Below are 16268 nucleotides of genomic sequence, written 5' to 3' on the forward strand. Positions count from 1 at the left end.
ATGAGAGCGACCACCGTCAAGTTCCTGATCTTCGCCGTCACGATGGCGTTGATCTTCGCCGGGCTGGCCGTCGTGTTCAGTCAAGCGCGGTTCACCGGCACCGAGAACTACCGGGCCACCTTCACCGATGTCTCCGGTCTCGGTGCCGGCGACAAGGTCCGCATCGCGGGGGTGCAGGTCGGCTCGGTGAAGAAGGTCGACATCGGCCGCGACAACACCGCCGAGATCGAGTTCGATGTGGACGCGAAACACACGCTGTTCACCGGCACCCGCGCCACCGTGCGGTACGAGAACCTCGTCGGCGACCGGTATCTCGAACTGCTCGAAGGTGCCGGCAGCGTCGACGTCCTGCCCGCCGGTGGCAGCATCCCGATCGAACAGACCGAACCGGCCCTCGACCTCGACCTGCTCCTCGGCGGATTCAAGCCGCTGCTGCAGGGCCTCGACGCGCAGCAGGTCAACGACCTCTCCGGAGCGCTGTTGCAGGTCTTCCAGGGGCAGGGCGACACGCTCGTGTCGCTGCTGGGGAACACCAACTCGTTCACCAACTCCCTCGCCGACCGCGACCAGCTGATCGGCGACGTCATCGACAACCTCAACGCCGTCCTCGGCACGATCGACGATCACGACCGCGAGTTCGAGAACACGATCGAACAGCTGCACACCCTGGTGGGCGGGCTGTCCGCGGATCGTGATCCCATCGGCGCGTCGATCCCGCAGATCGCCTCCGGCACCGCGGATCTCGCCGCACTGTTGCAGAACAACCGGCCCGACCTGCAGACGGTCATCGCCGAGACGAACCGCACCATGACCCAGCTCGATCTCGGCAAGGACGACATCAACCGCACGCTCGAACGTCTGCCCTCCGATTACAAGAAACTCATCCGCGTGGGTGCATACGGAAACTTCTTCCAATTCTTCCTCTGTGCCAACACTTTCAAGTTCTCCGGACCGGACGGCACCACCATCCGGTACACCACGGCGAACCACGACACGGGAAGGTGTGCGAAGGTCGAATGAGTGCACCTCGTGACCCCAACTACATCCGGACGGGCATCGTCGGCCTGGCCGTGTCCGCCGCGATCGTGCTCGCCGGTCTGCAGTACGACCAGCTGCACTTCCTCTCCGGTGGCCTGAGCTACTCCGCCCGTTTCCAGGACGCCGGTGGCCTCGTCCCCGGCGACGACGTCATGCTCGCGGGCGTGAACGTCGGCGACGTCACCGACGTGCGGCTCGACGATCAGGCCGTGCTGGTCACCTTCCGCATCCGCGACGGCATCGGGCTCGGCGACACCACCGGTGCCGACATCAAGACCAACACCGTCCTCGGCCGGAAGTCCTTGGCGTTGCGCCCCGGTGGCGAGGGCGTGATGCGCCCGGGTTCGGTGATCGCGCTCGAACGCACCAACTCGCCGTACTCGTTGACCGACGCTCTCGGCGACCTCACGACGTCGGTCTCCGAACTCGACACCGACCGGATCAACGAGTCGCTCGACGCGTTGTCGCAGTCGCTCGAGAACACCCCGCCCGAGATCCAGGGCGCCCTGGAGGGCATGACCCGCCTGTCGCAGTCGATCAACGCCCGCGACGAATCGCTCGACCAGCTGCTCGAACGCGCCGAGGGGGTGACGAGCATCCTCGCCGAGCGCAGCGACCAGGTCAACGCGCTCATCGTCGACGCGAATGCACTGTTCGGCGAACTGAGTCTGCGCCGCGACGCCATCACCGAACTGATCGCGAACATCTCGTCCGTCTCACGTCAGCTCACCGGCCTCGTGCAGGACAACCAGGCGCAGATGGCGCCGACGCTCGAGAAGCTCAACCTCGTGACGGCCAACCTGCAGGCGAACAAGGAGAACATCGCCGGCGCACTCGACGGTCTGGGCCCGTACATCGGCGCGCTCGGCGAATCCGTCGCCAGCGGACCGTTCTTCAACGCCTACGTGTCCAACATCCTGCCGGCACCGTGGTGGAAGGCCGTGGTGGACAGCCAGGTCGCGCCCGATCTCCTCCCCGAGGATCTGCAGGACGTGATCCCGGACGAACCCCCGACGATCAAGAGGGACGGCGAATGAGTACCGATACCGTCGCAACGACCCGGCGGCGCCCGGCCTGGCTGATGGCGGCGATCATCGGTGCCGTCGTCGTGCTCGTGCTCGGCGCCCTCGCCGTGTTCGTCCTCCCGGACCTCGGCAAGCGCACCATCCACGCCGAATTCGCTTCCACCAGCGGCCTGTACGAGGGCGACGACGTGCGGGTGCTCGGGGTGTCGGTGGGACGCATCAGCGACATCGAACCCCGCGACGACCTCGTGCGGGTGACGATGCAGGTCGACAGCGGCGTCGAGATCCCGTCCGAGGCGAACGCCGTCGTCATCGCACAGAGCCTCGTCTCGGCACGCTTCGTCCAGCTCACCCCGGTCTACTCGGGTGGTCCGACGATCGAGGACGGCGCGACGATCCCGATGCAGCGCACGGCCTCTCCGGTCGAATGGGACCAGATCAAGACCGAACTGATGCGGCTGTCCGAAGCGCTCGGCCCCGAGGAACTCGACCCGCAAGGATCCCTCGGCCGGTTCATCGACACCGCAGCCGAGAATCTCGAGGGCAACGGGCAGACCGTGCGTGGGGCCCTGCGCGAGTTGTCGGACACGATGCGCACGCTCTCCGAGGGACGCACCGACCTGTTCTCGACGATCCGCAACCTGCAGACCTTCGTGTCGGTCCTCTCGTCGAGCAACGAGCAGATCGTCCAGTTCGGCGGTCGTCTCGCGTCGGTCTCCGACGTGCTCGCGCAGAGCTCCGACCAGCTCGGGGTCTCGTTGTCCGAGTTGAACATCGCCGTCGGCGACGTGCAGCGGTTCGTGCAGGACAACCGGGCCGGTCTCACCGAATCGGTGCAGCGACTCGCCGACGCGACCGAGGTGCTCGCCCGCAAGCGACCCGAGATCGAGCGGGTGCTGCACTCGGGCCCGACCTCCCTCGCGAACTTCTACAACATCTACAAACCGGCGCAGGGTTCGCTCACGGGCGCACTCGCGATCAACAACCTCGCCAACCCCGTCGAGTGGATGTGCGGGTCGGTCGCGGCCGCCGCCAACGCGACCTCCGAACGCAGCGAGGAACTGTGCCGCCAGCAGCTCGGACCGGTGCTGTCGTCCATCAACGCCAACTACCTTCCGCTGCTGGTCAATCCGCTCGCCGGTGTGCAGGCCTTCGACGGCGACATCGTCTACACCGAACCCTGGCTCGAAGGGGCGTCGGAAGGACGCGGCACCGCACCCGGACCGTCGCTGTCGGAAGCGGCGTCGCCGCTCGACGGGATCCTCGGCGGCCTGCCGTCGCTGCAGGTCCCGCAGGATCTCGGTTCCCTGCTGCAGCCGGGAGGAGGACGATGACCGGCCGATCGATGTTCCGCCGCCTGGGCGTCGCGGTCACTGCCGTCGCGGTGGGCACGACGCTCACCGCGTGCGAGTGGGGCGGGCTCAACTCGATTCCCATGCCCGGCACCGCCGGCCGCGGGGAGGGCGCCTACCGGGTGCAGATCGAGATGCCCAACGTGACGACCCTGACCCAGAACTCGCCCGTGCGGGTCGACGACGTCACCGTGGGGTCGATCTCGGGGATCGAACTCGACGGCTGGCACGCGCTCGTGACGGTCTCGCTCGACGAAGGCGTGATCGTTCCGGCCAACTCGCTCGCCCGGATCGGGCAGACGAGTCTGCTCGGATCGCAGCACCTCGAACTGATCCCACCCGTCGGCGAACCCCCGCAGGGCCGGCTCGAGGACGGCGACGTCATCCCGCTCGAACGCGCCGGTGCGTATCCGACCACCGAACAGACGCTCTCGTCGCTCTCGGTGGTGCTCAACGGTGGTGGGCTCGCGCAGATCAACGACATCACCACCGAGCTGAACGCGGCACTCGTCGGCCGGGAGGACTCGATCCGGAACCTGCTCCCGCGCCTGGACGAACTGGTGTCGACCCTCGACACGCAGCGCGGCGACATCATCGCCGCGCTGGAGGGCATGGACCGCCTGGCCGCGACCGTCGACGACCAGAACGCGACCCTCGTCCGGGCTCTCGAGGAACTGCCGCCCGCGCTCGAGGTGCTGGCCGATCAGCGCTCGAACCTCACGGCCGCGATGAGTTCGCTCGGCGAGATGAGCACCGTGGCGAGCCGGGTCGTGGAGACCTCGAACGACGACCTGAAGGCGAATCTCGAAGGGCTCGCGCCGACATTGAAGGCCCTGGCCGATTCGGGCAGTGCCCTCACCGAGGTGCTCGGTGTGCTGCTCACCTATCCCTTCCCGCAGGCGGGCATCAACAACATCATCCGCGGCGACTACGCGAACCTCGCGATGACGATCGACCTCAGTCTCGAACGCCTCGACCTGAACTTCCTGTCCGGGACGCCACTCGCGGGACGCCTCGCGGGTCCGGAAGGGATCCTCGGCCGCGACGCGGGACTCGCTGCGCAGGCGACCGATCCGTTCCGTGCGCCGCTCGAGCCGCCACCGCCGCCACCGCCCGGTCCCGAAGGAAAACTGACGATCCCCGGCATCGGTGAGATCACCATTCCCGGCCTGCCCCTGGGGGTGCCCGCGCCATGATGCTCACGCGGTTCGTCCGCATCCAGCTCACGATCTTCGCGATCCTCACGGTCGTCGGACTCGTCGTGATGTCGCTGATGTACGTGCGGCTGCCCGCTCTGTTCGGGGTCGGGCGGTACGAGGTGGTCGTCGAACTCCAGTCGACCGGTGGCCTGTACCCGCATTCGAACGTCACCTACCGCGGCAACACCGTCGGCACCGTCCGGAGCGTCTCGTTGTCGCCGACGGGCGTCGAGGCGACGTTGTCCATCGACAGCGACGCGAAGATCCCCGCCGACGTCGACGCGGCCGTGCGCAGCGTCTCGGCGGTCGGTGAGCAGTACGTCGATCTCGTGCCCCGCGCCGACGGTTCGGGCGGCGAACGCCTGGCCGACGGCGACGTGATCCCGATCGACCGCACGACGGTGCCGCAGGAGGTCGGTGCCCTGCTCGACCAGGCCGACGTGCTGCTCGCCTCGATCGGCGACACGCGACTGCAGACCGTGGTCGACGAGGCGTTCGACGCCTTCAACGGTTCCGGACCCGAACTGCAGGAACTGATCGACTCGACGCGCCTGTTCGTGCAGGAGGCCTCGGCGAACAGTGCCGAGACACGGCAGTTGATCGACCAGATCGGTCCGCTGCTCGACACGCAGGTGGTCACGAGCGACGCCATCCGGTCGTGGACACGCGACATGGTGACGTTCACCGATCGTCTGCGCGAGAGCGACCCCGACCTGCGGGCCCTGCTCGACATCGGACCGGGCGCTGCCGCCGAAGCCGAATCGCTACTGCAGGACCTGAAACCGACGCTGCCGCTGCTGCTCGCGAATCTGGTGAGCGTCGGCGAGGTGGGCGTCATCTACAACGCCGGCATCGAGCAGATCCTGGTGCTGTACCCGCCGATGACGACGGCCCTGATCACCGCGGCCGGCGACGGCCCGCCCGAGGACGGTGCCGTGGTGGACTTCCACCTGCAGTTGCACGATCCGCCGCCGTGTCTGGCCGGTTTCGTGCCGCCGGAACAGTGGCGCAGCCCGGCCGACACGTCCATGGTCGACACCCCGGGCGACGTCTTCTGCCAACTGCCGCAGGACTATCCGAACGCGATCCGCGGTGCCCGGAACCTGCCGTGCATGGAGTACCCGGGCCGTCGCGCACCGACGCCCGACACGTGCCGCACCGGGTACAGCCCCACCTACTCGGACAATCCGTGGACCGGGCCGCCCACGCCGGTGGCCTCGGAGAACGTCGCACCCACGCCCGCCTCCTACGGCGGGGGAGACGACACGGCTCCCGCGGGGGTCGCGGCGCGACGGATCGATCCGCAGACCGGGACGTACATTGGTCCCGACGGCACCGTGTACACGCACGCCGATCTCGGTGGAGATCGGAGCTTGGAGAGTTACATGAAGGCGCAGCAGGGCTGATGGCAGACGAGATCGACAAGAAGACGACGCCGAGATGGGCCAAGCCGGTCGCGATCATCGCGTCCGTGCTGGTGATCGCGCTCGTGGCGGTCGGGGCCTGGCTCATCGTCGACCGGCAGTCCGCGAACGAACGCGACGAGCGGCGGGAGGCGTACCTGCAGGCCGCACGGCAGACGGTGCTCAACCTGACCACCATCAACGCCGACACCGCCGACGCCGACGTCGCCCGTCTGCTCGACGGCGCGACGGGTGATTTCAAGGCCGAGTTCGAGGGCCGCGAAGGACCTTTCGTGGAGGTCGTGCAACAGGCGGGTGTCGACACCACCGGTGAGGTCCTCGAAGCGGGGATTCAGAACGAGGACGGCACGTGCGCGTCGTCGCTCGTTGCCTCCCGCGCGATGGTGAGCAACGCCGACCAGACCGAACCCGAAGCACGCGACTTCCGACTGCGGGTGACGATCTGCGACGAGAACGGCAGATTGTTGGCGTCGAAGGTGGAGTTCGTGCCGTGACCGACGAGAAGGACGATCGCGTGACGCTCGACAAGACGACCGATGACACTGTGTCCGACGAAGCCGTGTCCGGCAAGGTGTCCGACGAAGCCGTGTCGGGCAAGGTGTCCGACGACGCCGTGTCCGGCAAGGTGTCCGACGACGCCGTGTCCGGCGAGACCGAGGAGACGGGCGGATCCACCGCCGTCGAGGCTTCACCAGCGGACCCCTCCGACGCGGAGGCGACAAAGGCATCGTACCTGCCGCACATCGCGATCGGATTGTCGGTCGTGGCACTGGTTTTCGCGGTCCTGGTGGGATGGCTCGCCTACGGCACCGCCCAGCAGTCCGCCGCCGAGACGGCACGGACGGAGGCGCGGGTCGCTGCGGAGGAACAGGCGGTCGCGATGCTCGCCTACACCCACGATCAGGTGGACGCGCAGACCGACGCCGCCGCAGAGGGTCTCACCGGCGACTTCCGCGACGAGTACACGAATCTGATGAAGAACATCATCGCGCCGGGCGCCAAGGAGAAGGCGATCAGCGTGCAGGTGAGCGTGCAGGCGTCGTCGGTGGTCTCCGCCGACGCCGACAGCGCCGTGACCCTGCTGTTCCTCAACCAGATCACGACGAGTTCGGAGAACCCCGAAGCGGTGAGCAGCGGCAGCCGGGTGCGTGTCGAACTCGAAAAGCAGGACGGGCGTTGGCTCGTCGGCCGGTTGACCCCGATCTAGGAGAGAGCCGTCAGGTGGGGTCGGGTTCGCCGTCCTCACCCGGCGCGATCAGCGCGCGCCCGGCGGCGCCGGTGTTGGCGAGGGTGTCGAGGAACGAACGGGCCCAGCGATCCACGTCGTGCGTGAGCACCTGACGGCGCAGCGCACGCATCCTCTTGCGGCCGTCCTCGCGCGGCACCTCGATCGCGGCCTGGATCTTGTCCTTGACGTCCTCGAGGTCGTGCGGGTTGCACTGGAACGACTGCCGCAGTTCGGCTGCGGCACCGGTGAACTCGCTGAGCACCAACGCGCCGCCGAGATCGCTGCGGCACGCGATGTACTCCTTGGCGACGAGGTTCATGCCGTCGCGCAAGGGGGTCACCAGCATGACGTCGGCCGCGACGAAGAACGCGATGAGCTCGTCGCGGGGGACCGGGCGGTGGATGTAGTGCACCACCGGACGCCCCACCTCGGCGTACTCGCCGTTGATGCGGCTGACCGTCCGCTCGATCTCGCCGCGCATGTGGACGTAGGAATCGACGCGCTCCCGGCTCGGGGTCGCGAGCTGCACCATCACGGTGTCCTTCGGGTCCATGCGACCCTCGGCGAGAAGTTCGTGCACCGCCTCGAGCCGCACGTCGATGCCCTTGGTGTAGTCGAGGCGGTCGACGCCGAGCAGGATCTTCTTCGGGTTGCCGAGTTCCTTGCGCAACGCCTTGGCGCGATCGCGGATGGCCTTGCTCCGCGACTGCTGGTCGAGCCGGCCCGATTCGATGGAGATGGGGAAAGCGCCGACGCGCACCGAGCGGAAGCCGACCTGGACCACGCCGAGCTTCGACCGGATCCCGATGTTGCCGCGTGAGGTCTGGGCACCTGCCAGACGTCGGGCGAGATACAGGAAGTTCTGGGCACCACCGGGAAGGTGGAAACCGATGAGATCGGCGCCGAGCAGACCCTCGACGATCTCGGTGCGCCACGGCAGTTGCATGAACAGCTCGATGGGCGGGAACGGGATGTGCAGGAAGAAGCCGATCGTCAGATCGGGACGGAGCATCCGCAGCATCTTCGGCACCAGCTGCAGCTGGTAGTCCTGGATCCAGACGGTCGCGCCCTCCGCGGCGGCCTTCGCGGTCTCCTCGGCGAAGCGGCGGTTGATCTCGACGTAGGAGTTCCACCATTCGCGCCGGTACTCCGGGCGCACGATCACGTCGTGGTAGAGCGGCCACAGCGTGGCGTTGGAGAACCCCTCGTAGTATTCGGCGATGTCCTCGGTGCTCAACCGCACCGAGTGCAGGGTCAGCCCGTCCTCGACGATGACACCGGACTCGGCGTCGGCCACGCCGGCCCAGCCGACCCACGCGCCGTTGTTCGAACGCAGGATCGGCTCGAGCGCGGTGACGAGTCCGCCCGGACTGCGCTTCCAGCGGGTGGTGCCGTCGGGAAGCCGTTCGAGGTCGACCGGCAGGCGATTGGCGACGACCACGAAGTCCGACCCGGCGTGCGAGTCGTGGTTCCCCGCTGCGTTCGCTTCGCCTGCTGTCACGTTGTGGTCCTCTTTCGGGGCCGGTGCCGTCGCCGGCCCGGCAGGGGTGGGTGCCGCCACCGGCACCGGGGTGGGTGTCGTGCTCGTCAGTGCTTGTCGCTGGGACCGATGCCGAGCATCGACAGCAGCATGCGGCACTCGTCCGCATTCTCTGCGTAGGCGGCGACGACTCGCTGCGCCTGCCGTGCGGTTTCGTCGGCGACGGGTTCGAGATCCTCGTCGGCGATGTCGTTCGCGGTGGTCGGATCCGCGGCCATGATGTCCTCCCGGGGTCGCTGCTCTGTGCGAGCACGCATCGTCCTTCGACTCTAGGAGAATCGGACAGCTCACCGCCACCCGCCTTCCGAGGGCGGTCCTGGCACGGTCCTGCACGTCTACGTCGCGGTACCGTAGGACGGTCGTGCTGTAGGTACACGGTGTGTGTTTCCGGCGCACGACGTCACGGCGCCGACCCGCGGCGCACAACCGCGCTCTCGTCGAGGAAGGTATTCATGCCCATTGCCACCGTGAACGGCATCCCGCTGAACTACCAGGTCAAGGGAACGGGCGATCTCGTCGTCCTCATCATGGGAACGGGTAGTCCGGGGCGCGTGTGGGATCTGCACCAGGTGCCCGCGCTCGTCAAGGCCGGCTACCGGGTCGCCACCTTCGACAACCGCGGCATCGCACCGTCGGGCGAGAGCCTCGGCGGCATGACCATCGACGACCTGGTGAAGGACACCGCCGGTCTGATCGAACTGCTCGGCGGCCCCGCCTACGTGATCGGTACGTCGATGGGGGCGCGTGTCGCGCAGGAGCTGGCGCTCGCCCGTCCCGAACTCGTCCGCAAGGCCGTCTTCCTGGCCGGCCACGCCCGCATGGACCAGTTCCAGCTGACGCTCACCGAGGGCGAGCGGCAGCTCTACGACAGCGGCGTCGAACTGCCGCCGAAGTACCAGGCCGCCGTCACGGCCGTGATGAATCTGTCGCCGGCCTCGCTGGCCGACGAGCACACCGCCCGCGACTGGCTGGATGTCTTCGAGTTCAGCGGAGGAAAGGTGTCGGCAGGGGTGCGCGCGCAGCTCGGCATGGACCGGGAGTTCGATCGGCGCGCGGCCTACCGCGGCATCACCGTGCCGTGCCTGGCCGTCGGATTCGCCGACGACCGGATGATCCCGGCCTATCTGTCGCGCGAGGTGGCGGACGCCATTCCGGGTGCGCGCTACGAGGAGATCCCGGACGCCGGGCACTACGGCTATCTCGAGCGGCCCGAGGCGGTCAACAAGATCCTGGTGGACTTCCTGGCTTCTTAGAGGAATCCCTTCACAAGGGAAATCGGCAGGCGGGCGCGGTGGGATCGGCGACGAACCACCGCGCCCGTCGTCGTCGACATGCGACGAAGGTCCCCTGTGATCCGGGAGATCGGGACGTCCCGCGGACCGTCGGGCACTGGTACGCTCACCGAACAAAGGTTAGCCTGAGCTACCTTCGAGTCTCGTACGAACCGATCATGGGCCCCTCCGGCCCCCCTAGTACGGAAGTTGAGTGATGACCGACCGTTCCAGCCTTGTCGCCGATGACGCGGGGAGGTCGGAGGGCAACTCGCAAGGAGACGTCTTCGACCTCGTCGGTATCGGTTTCGGCCCCTCGAACCTGGCGCTCGCGATCGCCGTCGAGGAGCACAACACCGACAATCCCTCCTCGGCGATCCGGGCACGTTTCTTCGAACGCCAGTCGGCCTTCGCCTGGCACCCGGGCATGCTGCTCGAGGGCGCCACGATGCAGATCGCGTTCCCCAAGGATCTGGTCACCTTCCGTAACCCCACGAGCTCGTACAGTTTCTTCTCCTACCTGCACGACCGTGGCCGTCTCGTGGACTTCGTCAACCACCAGACGTTCTTCCCCACACGTCACGAGTTCCAGGACTACCTGCAGTGGGCGGCCACGCGCGTCGATGCCGACGTCCGCTACGGAACCGAGGTCGTCTCGGTCGAGACCGTCCGCAACCACAACGGGGTTGCCGACCTGTTCGCCGTGCGGACCGCCGACGGCGCCGTCGTGTACGCGCACAGCGTCGTGGTCGGAGTCGGACTGCGTGCCCGGCTCCCGAAGTGGGCGACCGAGTCCGCCCGCTGCTTCCACAACCACCACTTCCTCTTCCACATCGAGGACATGCCGGAGCCGCAGCACCAGCGCTTCGTGGTGGTCGGTGCGGGGCAGAGCGCTGCCGAGGTCGTGCAGTACCTCCACACGCACTACCCGCAGGCCGAGGTCCACAACGTCTTCAACCGCTTCGGGTACAGCCCCGCCGACGACAGCCCGTACGCGAACCGCATCTTCGACCCGCAGGTCGTCGACGAGCTGCACGCGGCCCCGCTGTCCGAGCGTGAGCGTCTGCTCGCCCTGCACCGCAGCACCAACTACTCGGTCGTCTCGCCCGAACTCATCGAGGCGCTCTACGCGACCGAATACCGCGAACGGGTGAGCGGTCGTCGCCGCCTGTTCATGCGTCGTGCCTCGGAGGTCGTGTCGGCGATCGAGATCGACGCGGGAGTCACCGTCGAGATCCGCGACAATCTCGAAGGCGACACCGAGACCCTCGAGTGCGATGCCGTGGTCCTCGCGACCGGCTTCGAGCCCACGCCTCTCACGCCGCTGCTGGGGGATCTCGCGCCCGAGACACCCGTTCTGTCCGTCGCCCGCGACTACCGTCTGCCGCTGCCCGAGAACGTCACGGCCGACGTCTACCTGCAGGGCGGAACCGAGAAGACACACGGTCTGACCGCGTCGTTGCTGTCCAACGCAGCGATCCGCGCGGGTGAGATCCTGACCTCGATCGTCGAACGCCGCGAGCTCCGTCTGCCCGGAGCCGGGGGAGGAATCGACGAGCTTGGTAGGATATCGGACCATCACACCTACGCAACAAGTGAGGCGAGATGAGCACGAATCCATTTGACGACGAAGACGGCCGCTTCTACGTCCTCATCAATGATGAGGAGCAGTACTCGCTGTGGCCGACCTTCGCCGAGGTTCCGCAGGGGTGGCGGGTGGTATTCGGCGAAGAGTCGCGCGCCGCTTGCGTCGAGTACGTCGAGCAGAATTGGACCGATATGCGTCCGAAGAGCCTTCGCGACGCAATGGAAGCCGACGAGAAGGCCCGCCAGGGCAGCTGAACGCTTCCGTCAGATCCGCCGAGAGTCACGCCCGCGCCGAAAGCGCAGCGTGGCTCTCGTCGTCTGTACGGACGATCCTGCCTCCCGGCCCGACGACGACCCGTGCGAAGCGACGGGGATCGGGCCCGTGGCCAGCGGACCCGACGCGATCGGGCCCGTGGGTATCGGGCCGGTCGCGATCGGTCCCGTCGCGAGGGGGCCCGTCCCGGGAGCTGTGGGTATCGGGCCGGTGTGCAGCGATCCCACCGGGATGGGACCCGTGGCGGGGCCGGGCGCCGGACGCCACACCGGGCGGTTCTTGTCGAGCCGGATCCGGGGGATACGCCGCAGCTGCGGGCGACGCAGCGCACCGACGCGGAGGACACCGCGCGGGTTGCGGGTGCGGCGGGCGAGCCATTCCCCGAGCGTGACACCCGCGGCGAGCGCGCACCCGATACCGAACGCCGAGAACAGCGCCGTCATGCCGGTGGCCATCTGATTGCGGAGCATCGCGTACAGGCCGCGATAGAGGGCGAGACCGGGTAGCAGCGGCGTGATGCCGGCGACCGCGACGACCAGCGGTGGTGTGAGCGCGCGGCGGGCCATCAGACCACCGGCGAAACCGATGACGGTCGCGGCCAGCGCCGACGAGATGATCGGGCCGAGCGACAGCCCGAGCGCGAGCTGGTAGCCGAGGCTGCCGGTGGCGCCGGCGAGCGCGGCGACCGTGAGAGCGCGACGTTCGGCGTAGCAGGCGAGGGCGTAGAACAACGCCGCTGCGGCACCGGCGAGGATCTTCGTCGGCAGCTGTGTGAGGTCGGGGAGTGCCTCGTAACTGATGAGAGGGAGTTCGGCGCCGAACACCGACGCGACCCGCAGGGTCGTTGCGACGCCCGCGATGATGCCGCCCGTCATCATCAGCACTTCGAAGAAACGCGCCGACGCCGTGATGGGGGCACCGGTGATGGCGTCCTGCACCGAACCCACGAGCGACAGACCGGACAGCAGCACCGTCACGCCGGCCGCGATGATCAGTCCCGGTGACACTTCGATCCCGATCGTCTCCCGTATCCCGTACAGCGTGATCGCCGGGGCCGTCGCGACGATGCCGCCCACCAGATGCTGGAAGAAGAACGGCAACCCGGCCGCGTTCAGTTTGCGGTTGACGCGGTCGATCACGAACGTCGAACCGAAGGCGACGAGGGCGACCAGCGCGTCGCCGCCGAGGAGCACGGAGATCGAGGCCGCCATTGCCGACCACGCGATCGTCGCCACCCAGCGGTTGTACGGATGCGCCTTGGTGGTGATGGCGAGCAGTTCTTCGTGCGCCTGCGCCGGGGAGATCGCGTCGCGGCGGATGCGGCGGGTCAGACGGTCGACGGCCGCGAGTCGCGTGAAGTCCATCGAGCGGTAGTGCACCACCCGCATCGTGCTCGACGGCGGCATGGTCGGTCCGCGATAGGCGGACAGCACGATCGAGTTGTAGGTGACGTCGACGTCGCACTGCGCCAGACCGTAGGTGGCGGCGACGAACCGCACCTGTTCGGCGGTGTCGATCGCGCCGGTGCCCGAGGCGAGCAGAACCTCGCCGACACGCACGGCGACGTCGAGCGCCTCGGCGACCACTGCATCGTCGGTCAGATCGATCGGCTGCAGTGGCGCGGGCGCCTCGGTGACCGCGTCGATGGTCGCGCGGCGGGTACCGAGAACCCGATCGAGGAAGTCGTCGAAGCGGCTCACCGTCCGCGGCCTCCGGTACGGCTGGGGGAAACGGGGAGGGTGGGCATGCAATCCACCGTAACGAAGGCGGGTGGGTGCGCGCCGGGAGTGTGACGCGCTATATGATGGCGTCGCTCACGCGTCGTCCGCGACCGTCGAGTTCTGTGCCTCCTTAGCTCAGTGGTAGAGCACTCGCCTTGTAAGCGAGCGGTCGTCAGTTCAATCCTGACAGGGGGCTCCAGTAGGGCCCGTCGCGTACCGCGCGGGCCTGTTTCATCCGGTGCTGCTGTGAACCGCTGCGAAGACCACGAATACGGCGAACAGTGCCGCAGCGCCCAGACAGGCACCGATCAGAGCTTCGCGACGGTGCGTCGCCGTACCCTTGTCGACCCGTTCGAGACCGATCCATCCGCACACCACTGCGACCAGACCTGCCGGGATCGCGACGAAGTCGCCGATGACGGGTACGAAGGCGAAGACGAGCGCGACGATCCCCGAGATCAGTGCCGTGTTCCCGGCGCCGTTGCGGGGCGGGACCGGGGTGAGGCGGTCTGCGGTCATCGTCCCTCGATCCGGGAGGCACACATGCACGGGCGGGTGTTCGCCCGGACCGGATCCCTGTCCCGTCGAAGGCGAGAAGGACAACTTACATCGGAAGATAGGGCTCCGGGAGGGTTGCCGGGCCGTTGCCGTCCTGCTCCGGCCGGTGGTGTTCACCGAGGCGGAGTGCTCGGCGGTCGGACAGGTCGATCACCGGCGCGATCGTGCGCGGCGCCTCGTGAAGGTCGCGGGCCGCGGCGACGCGGCCGAATACGAGGGCGACCACCGAGGATGCCGTGAACCATCCGAGCAGCGGCCAACCGATCCATGTCATATCCGGAGAACGGTTCGGGCACACCGAGCGTTAACGGATCCGGTGCAGTTCACCCGGCATTTCACCCCTCACATGTCACTGCAGGGGCGTGTGAATACGGAAGTGACGAATTGGATCGGATATCAGGACTTCGAGGATTCGAATGCGTCCATATCGACGAATATCAGCCGTCCGTCGTCGAGTGCCACAGCCCAGCGGCGCACGGGCGCCCAGTCGCGACCCAGCTTGTCGCCCACGGCTTCCTGTGCAGGACCGAAGTCTTCGACGATCGTGCCGGGACAGGCCTTGTCGCCCGCGACACCCGCGCGTACGACGACCTTCGAGCCCACAGCAGGCTTCGGGGGAGTATTCGACGATCCGGCCATAACTCGAATCATGCCATCAGTGGAAAGAAATGACCGGGCAAACACGGATTATCCGCATCGGACGAATGTGGAGATTCGGGCGAAACATCCCTTTTGCGTTGTTCTTTCCTGTGGAAACGACTTCGCCCACGCCTTGCGGCGTGGGCGAAGAGGTTCTCGAATCGGAGAAACAATGGTCGGTCAGCGCAGTGCGAGCTTCTCGCGCGCCTGATCGACGAACTCGGAATCGACCATGAGGTCGTAGCGCGAGGCCTCGATGCTCTTTCTCGAGACGAAGTCGCGGCGTCCCCCGGTGCTCCAGTGGGTGAAGAAGCCGAGTGATCCGCCCCATACCGCGCCGAAGACGACAGCGGCGAGGATCACGGTGGCCATGCCGGTGGCGGGCAGGAGCAGTGCCAGGAGCAGACCGAAGAGCAAGCCCGTCCAGACGCCTGCGGCGGCGCCGCGAAGGGCGGCCTTGCCGTTGGTCATGCGGCCTTCGATGTGTTCGACGGTGGTGACTCCCTGGCCCACGACCCGCAGGTATTCGACGGGAAAGCCTTCGTCGGACAGGTGGTCGATGGCCCGCTCGACGGCGTCGTAGGTGCGATAGCTCTCGAGGACGGTTTCGGAGTCGGTGTAGTGCCCGGGTGTCGGTGTGTAGATATCTGTCATGCGTTCCCCTTCGTCGACGATTGGAACGATACGCTCATCGTAGCGTATCGTTTCGTAGTGTTTGATTCGGGGTCGCCTTTTCGGGGAGACTCGGGAATCCTGCGGGTGTATGCCCGCGCGAGGAGGATGTAGACATGGTGGGCGAGGTCGAGACGGAGTCCGTGGCCCTGACGTCGCGGCGCCCCGTCAAGGAGCGTGCCGGGACCGACGCACGCATCGTGAAGGCCGCGCTCGAGATCCTGCGCCTTCACGGACCCAACCGCGTCACCGTCGAGGCGGTCGCGGCGCTGTCGGGCGTCGCGAAGACGACGATCTACCGGCGCTACGCGAACCGCGAGGAGATCCTCGACGCGGCATTGCACTCGCAGGTCGCCTCACCGTGCGTTCCAGACGGGTTGTGCGTCTACGACCGCGTCAAGTGGACCCTCGAGCTGATCCGTCGCGGACTGTCGAACGAGGTGGGCATGGGCAGTGTCGGCGCACTGCTCACCGACCAGGAACCCGAGTTCACCGAGCCGATCCGCGAGATCATCAATGCCCGGAGCGAGGTCGTCGCCGACGTGCTCCGCACCGCCATCGAGTCCGGCGCGGTCCGCAAGGACATCGACGTCGACACCGCCGTCTCGATGCTCGTCGGCGCGTATCTCGGCGCCTATCTGCGTCACGGCGAGGTGGGGGAGTCCTGGGCTGATGAGGTGGTCCACATCGTCTGCCCCGAACTGGAACCGGACACGAAGGGACAGTGATCGTAGGTCCGC

18 protein-coding genes and 1 tRNA gene are annotated in these 16268 nt (G+C 67.3%); 12 read left to right on the forward strand and 7 right to left on the reverse strand.

The window, feature by feature from the left end; genetic code table 11:
* The 7 genes from ACNJ7K_RS19490 to ACNJ7K_RS19520 are packed head-to-tail and all read left to right on the forward strand — an operon-like array spanning position 1 to position 7245.
* On the forward strand, positions 1-1020 hold the full coding sequence (locus ACNJ7K_RS19490) for an MCE family protein (RefSeq protein WP_060654192.1): 1020 nt from the start codon (positions 1-3) through the stop codon (positions 1018-1020).
* Complete coding sequence (locus tag ACNJ7K_RS19495; protein ID WP_192378628.1) at positions 1017-2075, forward strand: MCE family protein; 1059 nt, start codon at positions 1017-1019, stop codon at positions 2073-2075. Before ACNJ7K_RS19490 ends, ACNJ7K_RS19495 begins: the two co-directional genes overlap by 4 nt.
* Complete coding sequence (locus tag ACNJ7K_RS19500; protein WP_120281395.1) at positions 2072-3397, forward strand: MCE family protein; 1326 nt, start codon at positions 2072-2074, stop codon at positions 3395-3397. Before ACNJ7K_RS19495 ends, ACNJ7K_RS19500 begins: the two co-directional genes overlap by 4 nt.
* Positions 3394-4611: an MCE family protein gene (locus ACNJ7K_RS19505; RefSeq protein ID WP_006551892.1), complete on the forward strand. Its 1218-nt coding sequence runs from the start codon at positions 3394-3396 to the stop codon at positions 4609-4611. The genes ACNJ7K_RS19500 and ACNJ7K_RS19505 overlap by 4 nt, the downstream gene beginning before the upstream one ends.
* Positions 4608-6020 (forward strand): MCE family protein, encoded by a 1413-nt coding sequence (locus ACNJ7K_RS19510; RefSeq protein WP_120281396.1) that lies wholly within the window; start codon positions 4608-4610, stop codon positions 6018-6020. The genes ACNJ7K_RS19505 and ACNJ7K_RS19510 overlap by 4 nt, the downstream gene beginning before the upstream one ends.
* On the forward strand, positions 6020-6532 hold the full coding sequence (locus tag ACNJ7K_RS19515) for a hypothetical protein (RefSeq protein ID WP_120281397.1): 513 nt from the start codon (positions 6020-6022) through the stop codon (positions 6530-6532). Before ACNJ7K_RS19510 ends, ACNJ7K_RS19515 begins: the two co-directional genes overlap by 1 nt.
* Entirely contained in the window at positions 6529-7245 is a 717-nt protein-coding gene (locus ACNJ7K_RS19520) for a twin-arginine translocation pathway signal (RefSeq protein WP_174246937.1), read from the forward strand. The genes ACNJ7K_RS19515 and ACNJ7K_RS19520 overlap by 4 nt, the downstream gene beginning before the upstream one ends.
* A gap of 10 nt (positions 7246-7255) precedes the next feature.
* Here ACNJ7K_RS19520 and ACNJ7K_RS19525 read toward each other — a convergent pair whose 3' ends face one another.
* Together ACNJ7K_RS19525 and ACNJ7K_RS19530 are read right to left on the reverse strand one after the other, a co-directional pair.
* Positions 7256-8767, reverse strand: a complete 1512-nt coding sequence (locus tag ACNJ7K_RS19525) for an alpha,alpha-trehalose-phosphate synthase (UDP-forming) (protein WP_159416741.1) — start codon at positions 8765-8767, stop codon at positions 7256-7258.
* A gap of 86 nt (positions 8768-8853) precedes the next feature.
* Complete coding sequence (locus tag ACNJ7K_RS19530; protein ID WP_016692417.1) at positions 8854-9063, reverse strand: hypothetical protein; 210 nt, start codon at positions 9061-9063, stop codon at positions 8854-8856.
* Between the two features lie 195 nt (positions 9064-9258).
* Here ACNJ7K_RS19530 and ACNJ7K_RS19535 point away from each other — a divergent pair, with 195 nt between their 5' ends.
* The 3 genes from ACNJ7K_RS19535 to ACNJ7K_RS19545 all read left to right on the forward strand — a co-directional run bounded on the left by ACNJ7K_RS19535 (position 9259) and on the right by ACNJ7K_RS19545 (position 11919).
* Positions 9259-10059, forward strand: a complete 801-nt coding sequence (locus tag ACNJ7K_RS19535) for an alpha/beta fold hydrolase (protein ID WP_085469374.1) — start codon at positions 9259-9261, stop codon at positions 10057-10059.
* Between the two features lie 235 nt (positions 10060-10294).
* Complete coding sequence (locus ACNJ7K_RS19540) at positions 10295-11686, forward strand: lysine N(6)-hydroxylase/L-ornithine N(5)-oxygenase family protein (protein WP_268655135.1); 1392 nt, start codon at positions 10295-10297, stop codon at positions 11684-11686.
* Entirely contained in the window at positions 11683-11919 is a 237-nt protein-coding gene (locus ACNJ7K_RS19545) for an MbtH family protein (protein ID WP_006551884.1), read from the forward strand. The genes ACNJ7K_RS19540 and ACNJ7K_RS19545 overlap by 4 nt, the downstream gene beginning before the upstream one ends.
* Positions 11920-11928: 9 nt before the next feature.
* Here the strand turns inward: ACNJ7K_RS19545 and ACNJ7K_RS19550 are convergent, their stop codons facing one another.
* A complete protein-coding gene (locus ACNJ7K_RS19550; protein WP_159416739.1) occupies positions 11929-13638 on the reverse strand; it encodes a threonine/serine exporter family protein in 1710 nt (569 codons plus the stop codon).
* Between the two features lie 145 nt (positions 13639-13783).
* Between ACNJ7K_RS19550 and ACNJ7K_RS19555 the strand changes: the two genes are divergently transcribed.
* A tRNA-Thr gene (locus ACNJ7K_RS19555) sits at positions 13784-13858 on the forward strand.
* A gap of 32 nt (positions 13859-13890) precedes the next feature.
* Here ACNJ7K_RS19555 and ACNJ7K_RS19560 read toward each other — a convergent pair.
* The 4 genes from ACNJ7K_RS19560 to ACNJ7K_RS19575 form a co-directional block, all read right to left on the reverse strand.
* Positions 13891-14178, reverse strand: a complete 288-nt coding sequence (locus tag ACNJ7K_RS19560; protein WP_159416738.1) for a hypothetical protein — start codon at positions 14176-14178, stop codon at positions 13891-13893.
* Positions 14179-14263: 85 nt separating this feature from the next.
* The gene (locus ACNJ7K_RS19565; protein WP_159416737.1) at positions 14264-14491 is read right to left on the reverse strand and encodes a hypothetical protein; all 228 of its coding nucleotides are present in this window, start codon (positions 14489-14491) and stop codon (positions 14264-14266) included.
* Positions 14492-14613: 122 nt separating this feature from the next.
* On the reverse strand, positions 14614-14856 hold the full coding sequence (locus ACNJ7K_RS19570) for a hypothetical protein (protein WP_026061175.1): 243 nt from the start codon (positions 14854-14856) through the stop codon (positions 14614-14616).
* Between the two features lie 180 nt (positions 14857-15036).
* A complete protein-coding gene (locus ACNJ7K_RS19575; RefSeq protein ID WP_159416736.1) occupies positions 15037-15510 on the reverse strand; it encodes a YflT domain-containing protein in 474 nt (157 codons plus the stop codon).
* A gap of 134 nt (positions 15511-15644) precedes the next feature.
* Here ACNJ7K_RS19575 and ACNJ7K_RS19580 point away from each other — a divergent pair, with 134 nt between their 5' ends.
* Complete coding sequence (locus ACNJ7K_RS19580; RefSeq protein WP_159416735.1) at positions 15645-16256, forward strand: TetR/AcrR family transcriptional regulator; 612 nt, start codon at positions 15645-15647, stop codon at positions 16254-16256.
* Positions 16257-16268 lie beyond the last annotated feature (12 nt).

This window comes from Rhodococcus shunpengi, assembly GCF_048381395.1.
Taxonomy (GTDB): domain Bacteria; phylum Actinomycetota; class Actinomycetes; order Mycobacteriales; family Mycobacteriaceae; genus Rhodococcus.